The sequence below is a fragment of the Flavobacterium gelidicaeli genome (assembly GCF_013294005.1).
In the GTDB taxonomy this organism is placed as follows: Bacteria; Bacteroidota; Bacteroidia; order Flavobacteriales; family Flavobacteriaceae; genus Flavobacterium.
Window position 1 is genome coordinate 84196 of the sequence record NZ_JABSNK010000012.1, and the last position, 19675, is coordinate 103870.

General features: G+C 34.6%; 15 protein-coding genes and 1 tRNA gene. 14 read left to right on the plus strand and 2 right to left on the minus strand.

The window, feature by feature from the left end; all coding sequences use genetic code 11:
• Window positions 1-16: 16 nt before the first annotated feature.
• Entirely contained in the window at window positions 17-2926 is a 2910-nt protein-coding gene (locus tag HNP99_RS14970) for an FAD-binding and (Fe-S)-binding domain-containing protein (RefSeq protein WP_173854201.1), read from the minus strand.
• Window positions 2927-3299: 373 nt separating this feature from the next.
• On the opposite strand from HNP99_RS14970, the gene HNP99_RS14975 reads away from it, so the two are divergent.
• The 14 genes from HNP99_RS14975 (at window position 3300) to HNP99_RS15040 (ending at window position 18265) form a co-directional block, all read left to right on the plus strand.
• On the plus strand, window positions 3300-4871 hold the full coding sequence (locus tag HNP99_RS14975) for a glycoside hydrolase family 10-like protein (RefSeq protein WP_173854202.1): 1572 nt from the start codon (window positions 3300-3302) through the stop codon (window positions 4869-4871).
• The gene (locus HNP99_RS14980) at window positions 4864-6141 is read left to right on the plus strand and encodes an MFS transporter (RefSeq protein WP_173854203.1); all 1278 of its coding nucleotides are present in this window, start codon (window positions 4864-4866) and stop codon (window positions 6139-6141) included. The genes HNP99_RS14975 and HNP99_RS14980 overlap by 8 nt, the downstream gene beginning before the upstream one ends.
• 115 nt (window positions 6142-6256) lie before the next feature.
• Window positions 6257-7855, plus strand: coding sequence for a glycoside hydrolase family 3 protein (locus HNP99_RS14985; RefSeq protein WP_173854204.1), 1599 nt, complete (start codon window positions 6257-6259; stop codon window positions 7853-7855).
• A gap of 238 nt (window positions 7856-8093) precedes the next feature.
• Window positions 8094-9554 (plus strand): Na+/H+ antiporter NhaC, encoded by a 1461-nt coding sequence (gene nhaC / locus HNP99_RS14990; protein ID WP_173854205.1) that lies wholly within the window; start codon window positions 8094-8096, stop codon window positions 9552-9554.
• Between the two features lie 191 nt (window positions 9555-9745).
• Complete coding sequence (locus HNP99_RS14995) at window positions 9746-10384, plus strand: peroxiredoxin (protein WP_173854206.1); 639 nt, start codon at window positions 9746-9748, stop codon at window positions 10382-10384.
• Between the two features lie 159 nt (window positions 10385-10543).
• Window positions 10544-10852 carry a thioredoxin family protein gene (locus HNP99_RS15000; RefSeq protein WP_173854207.1) on the plus strand — a complete coding sequence of 103 codons (309 nt, stop codon included), beginning with the start codon at window positions 10544-10546 and terminating at the stop codon, window positions 10850-10852.
• 126 nt (window positions 10853-10978) lie between these two features.
• Window positions 10979-11236 (plus strand): DUF6952 family protein, encoded by a 258-nt coding sequence (locus tag HNP99_RS15005; protein WP_173854208.1) that lies wholly within the window; start codon window positions 10979-10981, stop codon window positions 11234-11236.
• Window positions 11237-11421: 185 nt separating this feature from the next.
• Window positions 11422-11919 (plus strand): thiol peroxidase, encoded by a 498-nt coding sequence (gene tpx / locus HNP99_RS15010; protein WP_173854209.1) that lies wholly within the window; start codon window positions 11422-11424, stop codon window positions 11917-11919.
• Window positions 11920-11929: 10 nt separating this feature from the next.
• Window positions 11930-12304: a diacylglycerol kinase family protein gene (locus HNP99_RS15015; protein WP_173854210.1), complete on the plus strand. Its 375-nt coding sequence runs from the start codon at window positions 11930-11932 to the stop codon at window positions 12302-12304.
• Between the two features lie 18 nt (window positions 12305-12322).
• The gene (locus tag HNP99_RS15020; RefSeq protein ID WP_173854211.1) at window positions 12323-14770 is read left to right on the plus strand and encodes a DNA translocase FtsK; all 2448 of its coding nucleotides are present in this window, start codon (window positions 12323-12325) and stop codon (window positions 14768-14770) included.
• Window positions 14771-14774: 4 nt separating this feature from the next.
• Window positions 14775-15416, plus strand: coding sequence for an outer membrane lipoprotein periplasmic chaperone LolA1 (gene lolA1 / locus HNP99_RS15025; RefSeq protein WP_173854212.1), 642 nt, complete (start codon window positions 14775-14777; stop codon window positions 15414-15416).
• An 8-nt stretch (window positions 15417-15424) separates the two neighbouring features.
• Window positions 15425-16879 carry an LptF/LptG family permease gene (locus HNP99_RS15030; protein ID WP_173854213.1) on the plus strand — a complete coding sequence of 485 codons (1455 nt, stop codon included), beginning with the start codon at window positions 15425-15427 and terminating at the stop codon, window positions 16877-16879.
• A gap of 1 nt (window position 16880) precedes the next feature.
• Window positions 16881-18014: a 3,4-dihydroxy-2-butanone-4-phosphate synthase gene (ribB, locus tag HNP99_RS15035; RefSeq protein WP_173854214.1), complete on the plus strand. Its 1134-nt coding sequence runs from the start codon at window positions 16881-16883 to the stop codon at window positions 18012-18014.
• A gap of 166 nt (window positions 18015-18180) precedes the next feature.
• Window positions 18181-18265, plus strand: a tRNA-Ser gene (locus HNP99_RS15040).
• A gap of 382 nt (window positions 18266-18647) precedes the next feature.
• Here the strand turns inward: HNP99_RS15040 and HNP99_RS15045 are convergent.
• Complete coding sequence (locus tag HNP99_RS15045; RefSeq protein ID WP_173854217.1) at window positions 18648-19631, minus strand: ISAon1 family transposase; 984 nt, start codon at window positions 19629-19631, stop codon at window positions 18648-18650.
• Window positions 19632-19675: the final 44 nt, after the last annotated feature.

Here is a 19675-nt window from a genome sequence, read left to right on the forward strand (position 1 = left end):
ACACCTAATTTTACTTTTATTGAATACAACTACGCAATATACTTACCGGATGTTGCGCTTTTCTACTTGTTCCGTCAAAAATTTGATGGCGGCAACTTGTTCCTGCAGCAGCAATAGTAGTCGATGGAGCCGTTTTTCTAATTTTAGGAAATAATGTGTCCTCCCCCATTTGCATGCTGATCTCATAATGCTCTTTTTCATACCCAAAAGAACCTGCCATTCCGCAACAACCCGAGTTGTAAATGGTCACCGTGGTATTCTTAGGAAGATTCAACATTGCAAAAGTCGCTTCTACGGAGCTTAGCGATTTCTGATGGCAGTGGCCGTGAATTTTAATTTCGCGAATTTCATCATTAAATTGTTCGGATAGTATTTTACCCGCTGTAATTTCTTTTTTGAAAAACTCCTCAATCGTCAAGCAGTTTTTAGCCAACTTTTCGGCGGAAGCCTTATCATCAGCAAGACGAATATACTCATCTCTAAAAGTCAAAATCCCAGAAGGCTCTAACCCTACTAACGGAATCGTATTTGAAATAATTCCTTTAAAAACAGTGACGTTTTTATTAGCAATAACCTTCGCCTCTTCAAGAAAACCTTTGGATATATAGGCTCTTGCGCTTTCCTCATGGGCAACAGTCAAAACTTGATAACCTAATTTAGTTAGCAGTTCAAAAGCATCAATACCTACTTGAACATCATAATAATTAGTAAATTCATCTACAAAAAGATAGAGTTTTCCTTTATCAAAAGTATTTTCTTTTGGTGTATTTGCAGCAAGCCATTTTCTAAACGTTTTTGGAGCCAGTAGCGGTACTTCACGCTTTGGAGCCACACCCATTCCTTTTTTGACTAAAGCCAAATTAGCAATAAAATTTGTCAGCGCAGGAAAAGTACTCCCCATTTTATTTAACCTGGCATTATTAGCAAAAATTTTATTTCTGAACGAGAAACCATTTGCTTTTTGGTATTGGTATAAAAACTCGGCTTTAAGCGCTGCAACATCCACATTAGAAGGGCATTCGCTAGCACACGCTTTACAACTCACACAAAGTTCAAATACGTCATAGAGTTCTTTATGATTGAATTTATTGTCTTTCTCCGAGTTCGTTAAATATTCTCTCAACGCATTCGCACGGGCACGGGTTGTATCTTTTTCGTTTCGCGTAGCACGATAACTCGGACATAAGGTTCCTCCTGCCGATGGTAATTTACGGCAATCCCCTGAACCATTGCATTTTTCGGCAGCCCTTAAAACCCCCATGCTGTCTGAGAAATCTTGAATGGTTTGAATGTTGGGTTCGTCTCTTCCAGGTTCAAAACGCAAGTTTTCATCCATTTTTAACGCATTGACAATTTTCCCCATATTCAAAACCGAATTCGGGTCAAAAACCAATTTGATGCGTTTTAGCAATTCGTAATTTTTATCGCCTATCATAAATGGTAAGAACTCCCCACGAACAATTCCGTCTCCATGTTCGCCACTCAATGAACCGCGGTATTTTTTCACTAAATGCGCCACCTCAGTAGCAATATTTCTAAATTGGTAAATGCCTTCCGTTGTTTTTAAATTCAAAACCGGACGCAAGTGCAGCTCACCCGCACCCGCATGTGCGTAATAAATAGCTTCCTGACCGTGACGTTTCATCATCGCCGAAAAGTCGGCTATATAATTAGGTAAATCACTCAATTCAACCGCAGTATCTTCAATAGAGTCGGCTGCTTTATTATCTCCTACAATACTTCCTAGCAATCCTAAGCCTGCTTTTCTAAGTTCGTTTACTTTATCAATATCGGCACCGTATAACTTTGGCGAAGCATACCCAAAATTATTTTTCTCTAAATCAGCTATCAACGCATCCGCTTGCTCTTCGGCATCTTTCATACTGCTGTGTGAGGCTACTTCAAAGAGCATAATTGCTTTAGGCTCTCCTTGAATAAAAAAACGGTTTTTACTTTGCTCCTTATTCGTTTTAGTACAATCAAGAATGGTATCGTCAATCATTTCACAAGTGTACAAATGGTGTTTCATAGCTACCATAACGGCCTCTAAACTCTCTTGAATGCTAGTAAAATGCGTGACCACCATAACGTTATTTGTAGGCGGTAAATCATCCAGCTGCAAAGTAACCTCAGTGGTAAAAGCTAAAGTTCCCTCACTACCACAAAGCAATTTCCCCACATTTATCGTAGGTTGGTTTCCTCCAAATAAATCTGATTGCAACAAAATATCAACGGCATAACCCGTATTTCGTCTGTGGATTTCTGGTTTTGGGAATTCTTTTATAATTTCCTTTTGCGTCGCTTCATTCGATAACTCGGCATACAGGCTTTGGTATATTTTGTTTTCAAGTGTATCACCTTTTGTTTTTTCGATAAATTCGGCTGAGCTTAATTCCTTAAAAATTACTTGCGATCCATCACTCAATACTGCTTTTATGGCCACAATTTTATCTCTGGTAACACCGTAACGTATCGAGGTGGTTCCTGAGGAATTATTTCCCACCATTCCGCCAACCATACACCTATTTGAGGTAGACGTATTGGGACCAAAAAATAATCCATGTGGTTTTAAATACAAATTCAGCTCGTCTCTAATCACGCCGGGCTGTACAGTTACCGTTTTTTTGTCTTTATCAAAAGATACTATCTGTGTAAAAAATTTGGATACATCCACAATAATTCCACTACCCACCGTTTGTCCCGCTAAGGAGGTTCCCGCAGTTCTAGGGGTCACCGAAATTTTATTGACGGTAGCAAAAGCGAGAATCTTTATAATATCTTGCTCATTTTTAGGCAATGCCGCCGCAATAGGTCGCAGTTTATACGCTGATGCATCAGTAGAATAGAGTGTTTTATGCAGATCATCATATAAAAGTTTCCCGTCTATTGATGCTGCTAATTGCTGTAATTGATCTTGAGTTGGCATTGTGTAGTGTATTGCTTATGTTTTACAAATATAAGGCAATAGTGTGTTTTGTAATCATAAAATTTCGCTCAAATTCTTGCTTTTTTTAGAGCTATTTCCCAGCATTCGTTGCAAGCTTTTTGGTTTCAAACCTTTTTTACAGGCACCGTCAGGAGCTTCCTCTGGTCGCTCTGCCCGCACCATAAAAAATAGTTTTTAACCTGCAAAGGCTTTCTACTACTGTTGGGGCTAGAGAATCTGTGCATTTCAAAAATACAAAGGGTATATTTGGCAAAGAAATTGCTATAAACAAAACCATAAAATTTTAATGTAGATATATCTCGTAAAATTCGCTAAAAAAACTATTTTTGACCTTTATTAAAATTCCATAATAATGACCCAAAACAACCAGGTACTCACTTTCTTATTCCTCCTATTCCTTTCTTTTTCAAAAGGGAATGCTCAAGATAAAAGCAGCTATCCCAAAAACGAATTTAGAGCAGTTTGGATTGCTACTGTGGCAAATATTGACTGGCCAAAATCAGGAAATGATTCTGTTGAAAAACAAAAAGCCGACTTCCTAGAAATTCTAGATACCTACAAAAAACTAAATTATAATGCGGTAATTGTGCAAATCAGGACAGCAGGTGATGCTTTCTATCCTACACAATTAGCACCATGGTCTAAATACTTAACCGGTAAACAAGGACAACCAACTAAAGGAAATGTTGATTTATTAGCTTGGATGATTACTGAATCGCACAATCAAGGTTTTGAATTTCATGCCTGGCTGAATCCTTATCGCGCCACAATGGACTTGAATACTGCACAATTAAGCAAGGAGCACGATTATTACAAACACCCAGAGTGGATGTTAAAATACGCTGGAAAATGGTATTACAACCCTGCGCTTCCTGAAGTACAAGCCCATTTACTTGCCGTGGTTGATGAAGTCGTTGAAAAATACGATATTGATGCCATTCATTTTGATGATTATTTTTATCCTTACAAAGTAACAGGTGAGAATTTTAATGATGCTGCTTCTTATAAATTGTATGGTAATGGTATGTCTCTTGAAGACTTTAGACGTAATAATGTCAATATTTTTGTTGAGGCCGTTTCTCATTCGATAAAAAAGGCAAAACCATGGGTACAATTCGGAATCAGTCCTTTTGGAGTTTGGCGCAACAAGTCTGTTGATCCTAGAGGATCTGACACCCAATCAGGGCAAACAAATTACGATGATTTATTTGCTGACCCTATGGCGTGGATGGAAAATTGCTGGGTTGATTATTTATTACCACAGCTATATTGGAGTATGGATCACCGCACAGCATCGTACTCAAAACTGCTAAAATGGTGGGCCGAAAACTCAAAAAACACCGCAATATACATAGGAAACGGAAGTTATAAAATCAACACCGACTCTGATAAAAAATGGTTTAATCCTGAAGAAATTCCTAACCAAATTGACATTACAAGATCCTACCCTAACGTAGGCGGAAATGCGTTTTTTAGTGCTAAAGTGTTTGTTAATAAAAACAAGGCGGTAACTCAATTACTTGCTGAGAATCAATACAAATACCCAGCGCTTCCTTATGTAGTTCCTAATTCTAGAAAAATTGTTTTAGACATTCCATATGTATGTGAGAAATTAGAAACCGACAGCATAAAAAAATACACTCTGGATTTCCCTGTACATTCTAAAGTGCGTTATGTGCTCCTTTATGCTGCAAAAGACAGCCTTAAATTAAATACAAATAACCCAAGCCAGATTATTAATAAAATTGCTTTTAAAGAAAAAGCGAACAGCATTAACTTGGTTATTCCTAGTGATCAATTAGAAAAAAACACTACATACGCTGTTTCTTTTATTGATTTTTTTGGTAACGAAAGTCTGCCAACAACATTAAACCCGCCTTACATACCAGCAGTAACCCACATTCAAACTGAAACAGATGAATAAAACAGACACTAATCCTTGGTATTGGATACCGTTATTGAACTTTGCTTCGGGATTACCCTACGCGATTATCATATCGGTTTCAGTAATTATGTACAAGAATCTTGGAATAGGTAATGAAGACATTGGTATTTACACTAGTTTATTGTACTTACCATGGGTTATAAAACCATTATGGAGTCCGTTTATTGATTTGTACGCAACTAAAAGAAAGTGGTTTTTAGCGATGCAATTGCTGATCTCCATTGCTTTTTTAACCGTAGGTTTTGTGATTCCTATGAATCATTTTTTTGTGATTAGTCTTGCCTTTTTCTGGGTTGCAGCATTTGCATCAGCCTCTAATGATGTCGCTAGTGACGGATTTTACTTATTGACTTTAGAAAAAGACCAACAATCCTTTTTCCTAGGGATTAGAAGTACTTTTTACCGCCTGTCTATGCTTACTGGAAACGGTTTGATTGTGATCATAGGTGGTTATTTAGAACAAGAATATGGCGACAAACAAAAAGCATGGTCGTACACCATGATTATTGTGGGATTACTAATGACATTGATTACGATTTACAATTATTTTGCTACGCCAAGAACCGAAAAAGCAATTGCCAAAAACTCTGTTGAAGCTACTAACGCTTCGTTTGCCTCCGTTTTTTCTAGTTTTTTTAAAAAGAAACAAATAGGAATCGTACTTGCCTTTATACTATTATTTAGATTAGGAGAATCACAATTATTAAAAATGCTTACTCCTTTTTTAATTGATGATCAAGCGGTGGGTGGCATGGGATTAACAACGCAAGACGTAGGAGTTATTTACGGGACTTTTGGTGTTATTTCATTAACCATAGGCGGAATCATTGGAGGTATTGTAATTTCTAGAGACGGTCTAGGAAAATGGATGCTACCCATGATTCTAGCCATGCACCTGCCTATCGTTGGTTTTGTGCTACTGGCGCACTTTCACCCTGCAAGTGTGTACTATATTTATGCAACGGTAATTGCGGAGCAATTTGGTTACGGTTTTGGATTTGCCGCTTTTATGATGTATTTAATTTACGTAGCCGAAGGAGAATCAAAAACCTCACACTACGCACTCGCAACAGGTTTCATGGCATTAGGAATGATGCTTCCTGGAATGGCAAGCGGATTCATTCAAGAATATTTAGGTTATGGAAATTTCTTTATTTGGGTTTTTCTAGCAACAGTTCCTGGTTTGATTCTGTCACGATTTTTAATTTTTCCAAAAGATTTTGGAAAGAAGTCGGGAGTTAATAAATAGATCTCGTTTACAGTAAAACATTGCCCTTAAATAATATTCTAAAAATCCATAATTTACATACCCAATACGTAAGACCAGTTCTTGACTAAAAACTACGGATTCAAAATAAAAAACAATGACATTAGAACAAAAAATAGGGCAATTCTTTTTTCCAGCAGTTTTTATTAATGACACCGAAGAAAATATTCAAGCTACGGAACAACTTATTAGAGAATACAACATTGGGGGATTGACTTTTTTTCATAGTCGGGCTAGTGCAGCCACTAATTATGAAACAAAGAAAAAAATTGAATTGAATGATGCTAGTTATAACCGTTTAAAGGAATTAATTATCCGGTATCAAAAGTGTGCTCCCACTCCATTATTAATGAGTATTGACGCCGAATGGGGTTTAGCAATGCGTGTCGAGAAAACACCGCAATATCCCTATGCAATTACACTTGGTGCGCTACCAGAAAGCGAATCACAGTTGGTTTATGAAGTAGGAAAACAAATAGGCCTGGACTTAAAATCGGTTGGGATTAATTACAACCTAGCGCCACTTGCAGACATTAATAACAATCCTAATAATCCAGTAATTGGATACCGCTCTTTTGGTGAAAATAAAGAAAAAGTAAGCCAGTTTGCATTAGAATACTTGCGTGGGATGAGTGCTGTAGGCGTTTTAGGATGCTTAAAACACTTCCCTGGACACGGGAACACTAACGTTGACTCCCATTTAGGATTGCCTATTTTAAACGAAACTTTAGATGAATTATTAGATAATGAGTTGTATCCTTTTATTCAAGGAATTGCAAATGATGTTGATTCGATTATGATAGGACATTTAGCTGTTCCTGCCTTGAATGATGGTAAGAACACCTCGGCTACGTTATCAAAGGCGGTGATTGAAGACCTTTTGCGAAAGCGTTTGCAGTATGATGGTTTAGTAATTTCGGATGCTTTGAATATGCATAGTGTTTCAAAATTATATCCTAAAAAAGGACAATTAGAATGGGAAGCTTTTAACGCTGGAAACGACGTGCTATGCTTCGCTGAAAATGTACCTGAAGGAATTCATGAAATTCTTAAAAATGCCACTCCTGAACGCATTGACGCAAGTTACAAACGCTTGATGAAATGCAAGGAAAAAGTAGGTATCCATAAAGAAAATTCAATAGAAAAACCTACTTTAGACTTTGAAACTGCAGCTAATTTAAACGGTCGCATAGCTAGCAAGAGTATTACAAAAATCAAAGGTACGAATAGTACCAAATTAGTTATAGAAGCATCTAAAAAAGGCACATTAGCATTACTAAGTCTCTATAAAAACAGTACGAATTCCTTTTTTAATAGTTTGGCACCAAAATTAAATGGGAAAACTTTCGCCATAGAAAACGAGGCTACTATTGACAATACTATTTTAGAAAAAAACCTAGAAAATTACGATACTATAATCATTGCCTTGTTTGTTCCAAAAGCAAAACCAATGAATAATTTTGACATTTCCCCAGTAATTTTAGAATTATTGAGCAGTTTATTAGCATCAAAAAAATGTGTACTTTATGTCTTTGGCAATCCGTACGCTTTGCAAGTAATACCAAATTTACATCTCGCTGAAGGAATTATTCTGCTTTACCAAGATTTTACTGAATTTCAAGAAATTGCTGCCCAACAATTAGTGAATGATAGTTTGTGTAGTGGTGTTTTACCCGTACATCTTAATGGAATTTAGCCACACTTTAAAAAAAAATTAAAGTGCACTTTTTATAGAAATATTGGATTTATTTGGCAACAAAAAACAAAAATATAAATTCAAAACAAGCTTAAAATCAAAGTATAAGCTAAAACAAATCATCTCTTCTTCATAAACAGAATTCTGAAAAAACAAACACTATGTAGTTCGTTTCCTAGCATTCACTTTAGGCTTATAGCTACTTTTTTATCTATATTGCAATCTCAAACACGATAGAATGGATACCAAAATTAATAAAAACAAAGAATTATCAATAACCGAAGCCTTAATTCCAGTCATAGCATTAATCCTTATGTTGGGTTACAATGTATACGTTTATGGAGATGAAGCGTTGAGCGGTAGTAATCAATTTGTTTTGCTATTAGGTGCGGCAATTGCGGCAATTGTAGGTTTCTTTAATAAAGTCACGTATAAAAAAATGATCGAAGAGGTGGCCGAAAATATTAAATCTACCGCTGGAGCCATTTTAATTTTATTAATGGTAGGGGCTTTAGCAGGAACTTGGCTCGTAAGCGGCATCATTCCATCGATGATCTATTACGGATTACAAATATTAAGTCCAGCTATATTTTTACCCGCAACCTTAATTATATGTTCTATTATATCGATTGCCACAGGGAGCTCTTGGACAACAAGTGCTACAGTAGGTATTGCTTTAATAGGTGTGGGTGGTGCCTTAGGTTTTGATTTAGGAATGGTGGCAGGAGCCGTGATCTCTGGAGCTTATTTTGGTGATAAGCTTTCGCCAATGTCTGACACTACAAACCTTGCTCCTGCTATGGCGGGAACTGATTTGTTTACGCACATAAGGTACATGACATTAACTACGATTCCAACCTACATTATTACCTTACTATTATTCATTATTTTAGGATTATCAGTAGATATAAAAGGAGATGTAAACATAGCTGATTTACTTAGAGACATTGAAGCGTCGTTTACGGTTTCAGCTTGGTTATTTTTAGTCCCTGCAATTGTAATTGGGCTAATTATCAAAAAAACCGAACCGTTAATTGCATTGTTAGCGGGAACTTTATTAGCAGCTATTTTTGCTATTATATTTCAGCCACAGGTATTGAACCACATTTCAGGCGTTGACAGCATGACTTTTAAGTCGGGCTATAAAGCGGTAATGGATGCTATAACAGGAAAAATTGTTATTCCAACAGAAAATAAAACCCTTACAGATTTATTTACTTCGGGTGGAATGCAAAAAATGCTAGGGACAATCTGGCTGATTATTTGTGCAATGGTTTTTGGAGGAATCATGGATGCTATAGGCGCTTTGGCAAGAATTAGCCAAACTTTATTAAAATTAGCACATACTACCTTTGGATTGTTTGCTTCGACTGTAGGAAGTTGTTTAGCCTTAAACATTACTGCATCTGACCAATATTTAGCTATTGTAGTACCTGGAAAAATGTTTGCAAAAGCGTATAAAGAAAAAGGATTGGCCCCTGAAAATTTAAGTAGAACACTGGAAGATTCAGGAACGGTAACTTCGGTATTGATTCCTTGGAATACTTGCGGAGCTTATCAATCAGGAACTTTAGGAGTATCAACATTTGATTATCTACCATATGCGTTCTTCAATATCTTGAGTCCGTTTATGACACTTATATTTGCTGCTTTCAATATTAAAATAAGACAACTTGTAACTGATAAAAAAACAAATTAAACTAAAGACCAAAAAACCAACAACAAAAAAACCATAAAGTCATAGCTATCTAATAGTTATGACTTTTTCCTTTATTGCTATAATCAAAAACTATCAATCTATAAATATATATAATTGGAAGTAATAGAATAAAACTCTTGTTATTACCTACTTTTACACCATCAAAAAAATTAACAATAAAAAATAAATTTATGTCATTAGTAGGAAAAAAATTCCCAAGTATTGCAGTTGATGCTATTTCAGAAATGGGTGATAACATGAAAATCAACATCTTTGACGAAGCAGTAAACAATAACAAAAAAGTACTTTTGTTTTGGTACCCAAAAGATTTTACTTTTGTATGTCCAACTGAATTGCACGCTTTTCAAGCTGCATTACCTGAATTTGAAAAAAGAAATACGATTGTAATTGGTGCTTCTTGTGATACAAATGAAGTACACTTTGCATGGTTGAATACACCAAAAAATAATGGTGGAATTGAAGGAGTTACTTACCCAATCCTTGCAGATACAAACAGAAATTTATCTAATATTTTAGGTATTCTTGACATTGACTCAACTGAGTATAGTGAAGAAACTGATTCAGTTATCATTGAAGGTTCTAATGTTACTTTTAGAGCTACATACTTAATTGATGAAACAGGTAAAATTTTCCACGAAAGTGTTAACGATATGCCATTAGGTCGTAACGTAAACGAATATTTACGTATGGTTGATGCTTACACACACGTTCAAGAAAAAGGTGAAGTTTGTCCTGCTAACTGGGAAGCTGGTAAAGAAGCAATGAGTGCTGACAGAAAAAGTACTGCTGACTACTTAAGCGCAAACTAAATTATTAAGAGTTACAAGGTCTCAAAGGTACTAAGCTCTTGAGTAACTAGTTACAAAGTTTATAAAACTTTGAGACTTTGCAACCTGTTAAATTTGATACTCAATAAAAAACCTTTGCAGCTTTACCTCTACGTAACTTTGCAACTAAATGAAAAAAACATGTTAATAGACTTAACCGAAGATACATTAGCTGATATCGTTAGCTCAAACAATAAAGTTGTAGTTCAATATTCTGCTTCATGGTGTGGGAACTGCCGAATCATGAAACCTAAATTCAAGAAATTAGCAACAGAAAACGAAGGGGTAACTTTTGTACTTGTAGATGCTGAAAATTCTCCTGAATCAAGAAAACTTGCTAATGTAAGTAACTTACCTACTTTTGCCACTTTTGTTGATGGGAAACTAGTAAATGAAACGCAAACAAATAAACAAGAAGTCCTAATTGAATTAGTAAACGAAATTGTTTAATTGATGTGTTTGAAGTTTAATGTTGATTCGCTTGATTGCCAAGTTTAATGTTAAACTAAATAGCTCTTTAAAGCAACACATAACTTTAAACTTTTAAAACTTTAAACCTTAAACTAAAATAAAAGAATGAAATTACCTGTAATAAAGCATTTAACCCAATTCATAGAGGAGAACGATCAAGATTACATTATTGAAACGATCGATGTTCTAGAAGCAATGACAGAAATTCCTTCACTTAAAGACGAAGAGTTAGATGTTATAGCAGAATTAATTTCCAATATGTACGGCGCTCTTGAAGTTCATAAAATGGTAAAAACGGGCACTGATAAAAAGGAAGCCTTAAATACTTTTATGAAAAGAGTTTTAGGATCTATCGATAAATAAATAGTCCATTTAGTTTTGACTATTCAAAAACGCACTTACTACAAAGTGCGTTTTTTCTATTTTATATAGGCAACTAACTAAAAGCATTCTACTACAATAGATTGCGGTATTTTATAAATATTACGGTTAAATCCTAAATCTTAAATAAATTTCATACTTTTGAACCTTAACAAAAAACAAACAAAATGGCATCAATCACATTAGGAGGAAATCCAATACATACGTCAGGAGAATTACCAAAAGTAGGAACAAAATTAGCTGATTTTAAATTAGTTCAAAATGATTTATCAGTAGCTTCATTAAGTACTTTTGCTGGTAAAAATTTAATTTTGAATATTTTTCCAAGTGTTGATACCGGAACTTGTGCTGCCTCAGTTAGAAAATTCAATGAAACTGCAGGGAAATTAGAAAACACAACTGTTCTTTGTATTTCAAGAGATTTACCATTTGCACAAAAACGTTTTTGTGGTGCTGAAGGACTTGAAGATGTAATCAATTTATCTGATTTTAACTCAGGTGATTTTGGTAAAACAAACGGATTAGAAATTGTAGACGGACCACTTGCAGGATTACACTCTAGAGCAATTATTGTTGCTGATGCAAATGGAACTATTTTATATACCGAACAAGTTAACGAAATAGCTGACGAACCAAACTACGAAGCAGCTTTAGCAGTACTATAATTTTCGATTAATGGAATTTCAAAAAGACAATTCTTTCTTTAAAGGAAGATTAAAAAGTGTTACTTATGCTTTTAAAGGCGCAGTAAAACTAATCACTACAGAGCACAGTGTAATGGTGCAATTCTCTTTAGGAATAATTATGGCAATTGCCGGAATTTATTTCAAAATCACTGCTTCTGAGTGGCTTTTTCAGACCCTAGCAATAGGTTTAGTATTAAGTGTTGAAGGATTGAATACGGCCATTGAAAAAATAGCCGATTTTATCCATCCCAATTACCATGAAAGAATCGGTTTTATAAAAGACATTGCAGCCGGTGCTGTTTTTTTTGCAGCAATAACGGCAATAATTATCGGTTTAATAATCTACGTGCCAAAAATTACATAGGTACAAGTACAATCCAGAATGGCAAAAAAAACAAAAACAGCCCCTTTAGATAAAAAAAATAATACAAAATCTAAAGAAGGTACTACATGGCAATTAACTAAACAGCACAAAATTGTTTTGGGCTCTTTACTTATATTATTTTCTATCGTTTTACTGGTGGCGTTTATTTCTTTTTATATCCACGGACAAGAAGATCAGAGTGCTGTAAATGAATTAGGAGATCGTACTGAAGAAGTTCAAAACTGGTCGGGAAAATTTGGTGCTTTTTTAGCCAATTTCTTCGTTTATAACGGTTTTGGATTGGCGTCATTCCTATTTGTGCGCTTGTTTGCAATGACTGGAGTTTACTTAGTAATTGATATGTCTTTGAAAAAACTAAAATCAGTTTGGTTTTGGGACTTATTTGTCATTATCATCCTATCGATTTTATTTGGCTTTTTTGCCACTTCCCTACCTGAATTAGGTGGAGTAATTGGTTTTGAACTTAATTTATTCTTACAAGATTACATTGGTAAAACGGGAACATTATTATTCCTAATTTTCGGATTGATTATCTATGTGATTTTCAAAATGAAGTTGTCTCCAGATAAGATTCAATCGTTTCTTGATAACACTAAAAAAGAAATGAAGTCAGGTTTAGATGGAAGTAATTCAAACGAATCTAGCGATGCCTATAACTTAGAAGAATTTGCTGTAGCAGAAGATGAAGAGGAATTAGAAGAAATGGTTCTAAAACCAAAAGTTTCTCAATTCGAAATAAACAAGGAATCTTTAAAACCGACTATTTCACACTCATCAGAAATAAAATTAGAAACAACTTCAAAGCAATTGCCTCCTGAATTACCTATTAAACCAGATACAAAGGACGATGCCGCTGATAGTTTTGTGATTGAGACTGCAGCTGAAGAAGAAGTTGTTGAAGAAAATCTTGCATCAAGATTAGTATCTGATTTTGGATTATTCGACCCTACTTTGGATTTATCCAATTACAAATTCCCAACAATCGACTTATTAAAAGAGTATTCTACTGGAGGAATCACGATTAATCAAGCCGAATTAGAAGAAAACAAAAACAGAATTGTAGATACCCTGCGCAATTATAAAATTGAAATTGCTCAAATAAAAGCAACCGTAGGACCATCGGTAACTTTATACGAGATTGTTCCTGTAGCTGGAATCAGAATTTCGAAAATAAAGAACCTAGAAGACGATATCGCCTTATCGCTTTCGGCATTAGGAATTCGTATTATTGCGCCTATTCCTGGAAAAGGAACGATAGGTATTGAGGTTCCTAACAAGAATCCTACAATGGTTTCTATGAAAAGTGTAATTAGCTCAGCTAAATTTCAAGAAGCCGAAATGGAACTTCCTATTGCTTTAGGAAAAACAATTTCAAACGAAACCTTTGTTGTCGATTTAGCTAAAATGCCCCATTTATTGATGGCAGGAGCTACAGGACAAGGAAAATCTGTTGGTTTGAATGCTGTATTAACTTCATTGTTATACAAAAAACATCCAGCTGAAGTAAAATTTGTTTTGGTTGACCCAAAAAAGGTGGAACTTACACTATTCAATAAAATAGAAAGACATTATCTAGCCAAACTTCCCGACAGTGAAGACGCTATTCTAACCGATAATGCAAAAGTGGTTAATACCTTGAATTCGCTTTGCGTAGAAATGGACAACCGTTATACGTTATTAAAAGATGCCATGGTACGTAACATTAAGGAGTACAATGATAAATTTAAGGCTCGAAAATTAAATCCTGAAAATGGACACCGTTTTTTACCTTACATTATATTAGTCGTCGATGAATTTGCCGATTTGATCATGACTGCTGGTAAAGAAGTTGAAGTTCCTATTGCTCGTTTGGCACAATTAGCTCGCGCAATTGGTATTCACTTAATTATTGCAACCCAAAGACCATCTGTAAATGTTATTACTGGTTTGATAAAAGCCAATTTCCCTGCTAGAATTGCTTTTAGAGTAACTTCAAAAATTGACTCAAGAACTATTCTAGACACTCAAGGAGCTGACCAATTAATAGGTCGAGGAGATTTACTTTATACTAACGGTAATGATGTTGTACGTGTACAATGTGCTTTTATCGATACGCCAGAGGTAGAAAAAATTACAGATTTTATTGGGTCACAAAAAGCGTATGCAACTGCTTATTTACTACCAGAATTTGTAGGAGAAGATAGTGGCATAAATCTTGATGTAGATATCTCAGAAAGAGATACTTTATTTAGAGAAGCTGCCGAAATAATTGTAAACGCACAACAAGGTTCGGCTTCCTTATTACAACGAAAACTAAAATTAGGTTACAACAGGGCGGGTCGATTAATTGACCAACTTGAAGCAGCTGGAATTGTAGGAGCGTTTGAAGGAAGTAAAGCTAGAGCGGTACACATTCTGGATTTAAGTGCTCTTGATCAATTTTTTAACAATGAACAAAACAATTAACACCATGAAAAAATTTATTCAAATTGCATTTATTATTCTTTTTAGCTTTTCAGTACAAGCACAAGACCAAAAAGCAAAAGCGCTTTTAGATCAAGTGACTTCTAAAGTTAAAAGTTATAATAACATTGCAATTGATTTTAAATACTCTTTAAACAATGCCAAAGAGAACATCAATCAAGATAGTAAAGGAAATGTAACTTTAAAAGGAAATCAATATGTATTGAATTTCATGGGAATTACAAAAATATATGACGGTAAGAAAAATTACACTATTGTTCCAGAAGACGAAGAAATCACAATTTCTAGCGTAAATGAAAATGATAATAATGCAATCACACCTTCTAAAATGCTAACTTTTTTTAATAGTGGTTATAAATATTACATGGATAAACTACAAAATGTAAAAGGAAGAAAAATTCAATACATTAAATTAATCCCTACAAATTCTAAAGATCAACGTAAAGAGATCCTTTTAGGTATTGATGTGCAAACAAAACACATTTACAACTTGATTGAAATGGGAAAAAACGGAACAAAAACAACATTAACCGTTAATTCTTTTAAAACCAATCAACCTTTGTCAAAAAATCAATTTATCTTTGCGCAAAGTAAATACCCAAATTACTACATCAATAAATTAGATTAAATTATTAGGTGAAAATTCTTGACAAATACTTATTAAAAACATTCATGATTACATTTACTACGGTATTTGTAATCTTATTTTTTATATTCATACTACAAACCGTTTGGCTATTTATAGCTGAACTAGCTGGTAAAGACTTAGATTTTGTATTAATCTTAAAGTTTTTAATGTTTTCTATGCCGCGAATTATTCCGTTAGTATTACCGCTATCAATATTGCTTGCCTCAATTATGACTTTTGGTAATCTTGCTGAAAACTATGAGTTTGCTGCTATGAAATCTTCAGGCATCTCGCTTCAAAGAGCCATGCGTACCCTAACTGTTACCATATTATTGTTAAGTATATTCGCTTTCTTTTTTGCAAATAATGTAATCCCGTACGCTGAATTTAAGTTTATCAATTTCCGTAAAAATATTGCTCAGGTAAAACCAGCTTTGGCTATAGCCGAAGGACAATTTAGCGATGTAGGAATTTACAATATCAAAGTCAACAAAAAATCTGGTGAAAACGGAAACTTTTTAACTGGAATTACGATTCATAAAAAATCGAATGTTGGTGATGGTAGTAAAATTGTCATTAAAGCTGTAAATGGAGAGTTAGTTAGTAGTGAAAAATCGAGTATCTTACAACTTATCTTAAATAACGGAAACTATTACGAAGATATTATTCCAAAGAAATACGAAGACCGTCAGAAGATGCCTTTCGCGAAAAGCGCCTTTAAAAAATATACCATCAACATTGATTTATCAAAATTAAACAAAGTTGATGTAGATGAAGAAAATACAACTAGTTCAACAAATACGATGCTAGATGTAAATGAGTTAAAATATACAATTGACTCTTTGAATAAAAGCTTCAAAACCGAAGTAATCTCTTATTCTGAAAACATCAATCTAAGAACAGGAATTCAAAATACTGCAGTTAATATTATAAAAGATACGCTGTTTAAGAAAAAAAAGACCGTTCCTGCCGAAATACTGACCTTATTCACCAAGGAACAACAAGCAGAAATTTTAAAAATTGCAAGTAGTAATCTAGTGAGTACAAATTACTCTATTGATGCTACTAAAGTAAGTTTAGAAAACAAACAAAAAAACATCAACAACCATTTACTGGCATTCTATGATAAATTTGTCATAGCCTACGCTTGTCTAATGATGTTTTTTATAGGTGCACCATTAGGTGCCATTATACGCAAAGGAGGACTTGGACTCCCTATTATATTTGCTGTTTTGATATTTATAACGTTTCACTTTATAAATACTTTTGGAAAAAGAATGGCACAAGAAAACGGAATTTCTCCTTTTATGGGTGCCTGGATGTCTTCTCTAGTTCTTACTCCACTTGCTATTTTACTGACCTATAGAGCCACAAACGATATAGGATTGATCAATATGGATGTCATTTTAGTACCAATCCAAAAATTATTTAAAAAATTATTCCCACCCAAAAAACAAGCGTAACATGCTGACTGATAAAATACAATTGAATACCATTGAAGAAGCTATTGAAGACATTCGTCAAGGAAAAATAATCATCGTTGTTGATGATGAAGATCGCGAGAACGAAGGTGACTTTCTAGCTGCTGCCGAAAAGGTAACTCCAGAAATGATCAACTTCATGGCTACTCATGGGCGCGGATTAATTTGTGCTCCTCTTACTGAAAGTCGTTGTAAAGAATTAGGACTTCACGTGATGGTTAATAACAATACTGATCATATGGAAACTGCTTTTACAGTTTCGGTAGATTTAAAAGGTCGCGGAGTAACAACAGGAATTTCAGCTGCCGATAGATCACTTACCGTAATGTCTCTAGTTGATCAAGATACAAAACCTCACGATTTAGCACGTCCTGGACATATTTTCCCACTTATTGCAAAGCAAGGTGGTGTTTTAAGAAGAACAGGTCACACAGAAGCAGCAATTGATTTTGCTCGTTTAGCAGGTTTCAAATCAGCGGGTGTTATTTGCGAAATTATGAATGAAGACGGTTCTATGGCGCGTCTACCACAATTAGTAGCTGTAGCTAAAAGATTTGACCTGAAATTAGTTTCTATCGAAGACTTAGTTGCTTATAGAATGCAACACGATAGTTTGATTGTAAAGAAAGATGATTTTGATATTCAAACTCGTTTTGGAACGTTCCGTTTGAGAGCATACGAGCAAACAACTAACAAACAAATACACATTGCTTTGACTAAAGGAACTTGGAATTTAGGCGAACCTATATTAACAAGAATCAATTCGTCTCAGGTAAATAATGACTTGCTAGGTACGTTAACAAACGATGCCGACAAGCAGTTAGACGATATGTTTACAGCGATTAACAAGCAAGGTACCGGTGCTGTTATCTTCATCAATCAAGACATGCAAGCAGTAAATTTATTAAGCCGCTTGACTGAATTGAAAGATTTGCAAGAAGGAGGCCAAATGAAAGCACCAAAAATCATTATCGACAGTAAAGATTTCGGAATTGGAGCGCAAATTTTGCACGACATCGATATCTCAAAAATTAGATTAGTGAGTAATTCAGTGCAAGAAAAACGTGTGGGAATGATAGGTTACGGCTTAGAAATAACAGAATACGTCAGCTACTAAGTACAATTTTAAAAATTATTTTATTTTTTCTGTTTGCTAAAAGCTAGAAAATGAAACGATTAAAAAATAATTAAAATATTAGCTCATTTTTTTATTCCAAAAGAGTAAAAAAACCAAAAAAGCAACTTATATTTGCACTCGCAATCAGCAATGATAGCGAGTTACTGGAGAAATGGCAGAGCGGTCGAATGCGGCAGTCTTGAAAACTGTTGACTGTAACAGGTCCGGGGGTTCGAATCCCTCTTTCTCCGCAAAAAGCCCCTCACAAAGGGGCTTTTTACATTTCAATACTTTCCTTTATTTACAAAATCCTATATTTTACAGTACTTAAGCACCGATGTTGATTCAACTGGCGAATGACTTCTATTTTCATTTTACCCCTTAAATCGGATTCGACAAGTACCCTATTTGGTACCCTATAGTTTTAGGTGCCAATTTTGGGTACCAAAAGTTGACAATTGTTAACTATAGCAGGGGCTGAGCAACTTTCAGAAGTACGTTTGTATCACATTAATCTAAAACGTAGCAAATGAAAAAACTAAAAGTGAGCTTCTACTTGAAATGAGACAAAAAAATCAGAGTGGTGAAACGGCAATCTATGGATCATAACGAAAACCTGTGGAGTGGGACATATTAAGCATATATATTAGTTAGCCTAAAAAGGAAGTATCCTATATTTCTAACACCTCTAAATTTTAATCTGAAGGCTTTTATTTTTGCATTGAATGATTCTGCAGAGGCATTAGTACTTCTATTGTCAAAATAATTTAATATGGTCTGATAATGATTTGTAATTGTACGAGAGATTGTTCCGAAAGATTTGAATCCGGATTGATCTACTTTTTCATGCCATTTGGCTAGTTTTGCAAACCCAATGATTTTGTCAGTTGTTTTGTCAAAGATAGTACGCAAGTCTTGTGTTAAATCGTATGCTTTTAAAATGTCTGGATATAATTTAAACAATAAAGTGGCACGTTGCGTTTGGTTTTGCGTCCATCTTGATTTGTTTTTGTATAGAAAATAACGACTTCTTGCGAGTAATTGCTTAAGTGTATCTCCATTTGAAAGTATTTGAGATTCGAAATTTGATTTGCCTTTTTTTGCTTTTTCAATAGCGTTATTTTCTTGATCAATAGCTTCCCAACGATAATTAATCCTGATTTCCTGTAAAGCCTCTGTAGCTAGTTTTTGAACATGAAATCGATCTGTAACACGAGTTGCATTAGGAAAGCATTTTTTGGCAATCAAATTCATATTTCCCGCCATTTCTAAAGTTATTTCTTTAACTAGATTTCGTTGTTTAAGAGCAATTTTTTCTATAACTGCAATAACTGTATCGGCTTTAGTACCTGCAATCATAGCTACAATAGTTCGCTTTTTTCCTTTTCCAGATTTGTTTGTCAAAATAGTATAGAGTTCGCCATTTGAAAGAGACGTTTCATCTATTGATAGATTCATTCCAATGTTTTTCTGAAAAATAAGACATTCTTCTGAATGTTTTATTTGATCCCAAGCTTTAAAATCACTTAAAAAGTCTTTGTATTGACACTGGAGGTTTTTACCAGAAACTCCATAGAAAGAAGCAATAGTATTACAATCATTTGGGCTAGAATCTATTGATCTCTTTTAAAAAAGACGCAAACTCCTGTGTTACATGAGTT

Coding starts and splice junctions, on each gene's coding strand:
- HNP99_RS14970 (WP_173854201.1), bottom strand. CDS start 2,926: ATGCCAACTCAAGATCAATTACAGCAATTAGCAGCATCAATAGACGGG.
- HNP99_RS14975 (WP_173854202.1), top strand. CDS start 3,300: ATGACCCAAAACAACCAGGTACTCACTTTCTTATTCCTCCTATTCCTT.
- HNP99_RS14980 (WP_173854203.1), top strand. CDS start 4,864: ATGAATAAAACAGACACTAATCCTTGGTATTGGATACCGTTATTGAAC.
- HNP99_RS14985 (WP_173854204.1), top strand. CDS start 6,257: ATGACATTAGAACAAAAAATAGGGCAATTCTTTTTTCCAGCAGTTTTT.
- nhaC (WP_173854205.1), top strand. CDS start 8,094: ATGGATACCAAAATTAATAAAAACAAAGAATTATCAATAACCGAAGCC.
- HNP99_RS14995 (WP_173854206.1), top strand. CDS start 9,746: ATGTCATTAGTAGGAAAAAAATTCCCAAGTATTGCAGTTGATGCTATT.
- HNP99_RS15000 (WP_173854207.1), top strand. CDS start 10,544: ATGTTAATAGACTTAACCGAAGATACATTAGCTGATATCGTTAGCTCA.
- HNP99_RS15005 (WP_173854208.1), top strand. CDS start 10,979: ATGAAATTACCTGTAATAAAGCATTTAACCCAATTCATAGAGGAGAAC.
- tpx (WP_173854209.1), top strand. CDS start 11,422: ATGGCATCAATCACATTAGGAGGAAATCCAATACATACGTCAGGAGAA.
- HNP99_RS15015 (WP_173854210.1), top strand. CDS start 11,930: ATGGAATTTCAAAAAGACAATTCTTTCTTTAAAGGAAGATTAAAAAGT.
- HNP99_RS15020 (WP_173854211.1), top strand. CDS start 12,323: ATGGCAAAAAAAACAAAAACAGCCCCTTTAGATAAAAAAAATAATACA.
- lolA1 (WP_173854212.1), top strand. CDS start 14,775: ATGAAAAAATTTATTCAAATTGCATTTATTATTCTTTTTAGCTTTTCA.
- ribB (WP_173854214.1), top strand. CDS start 16,881: ATGCTGACTGATAAAATACAATTGAATACCATTGAAGAAGCTATTGAA.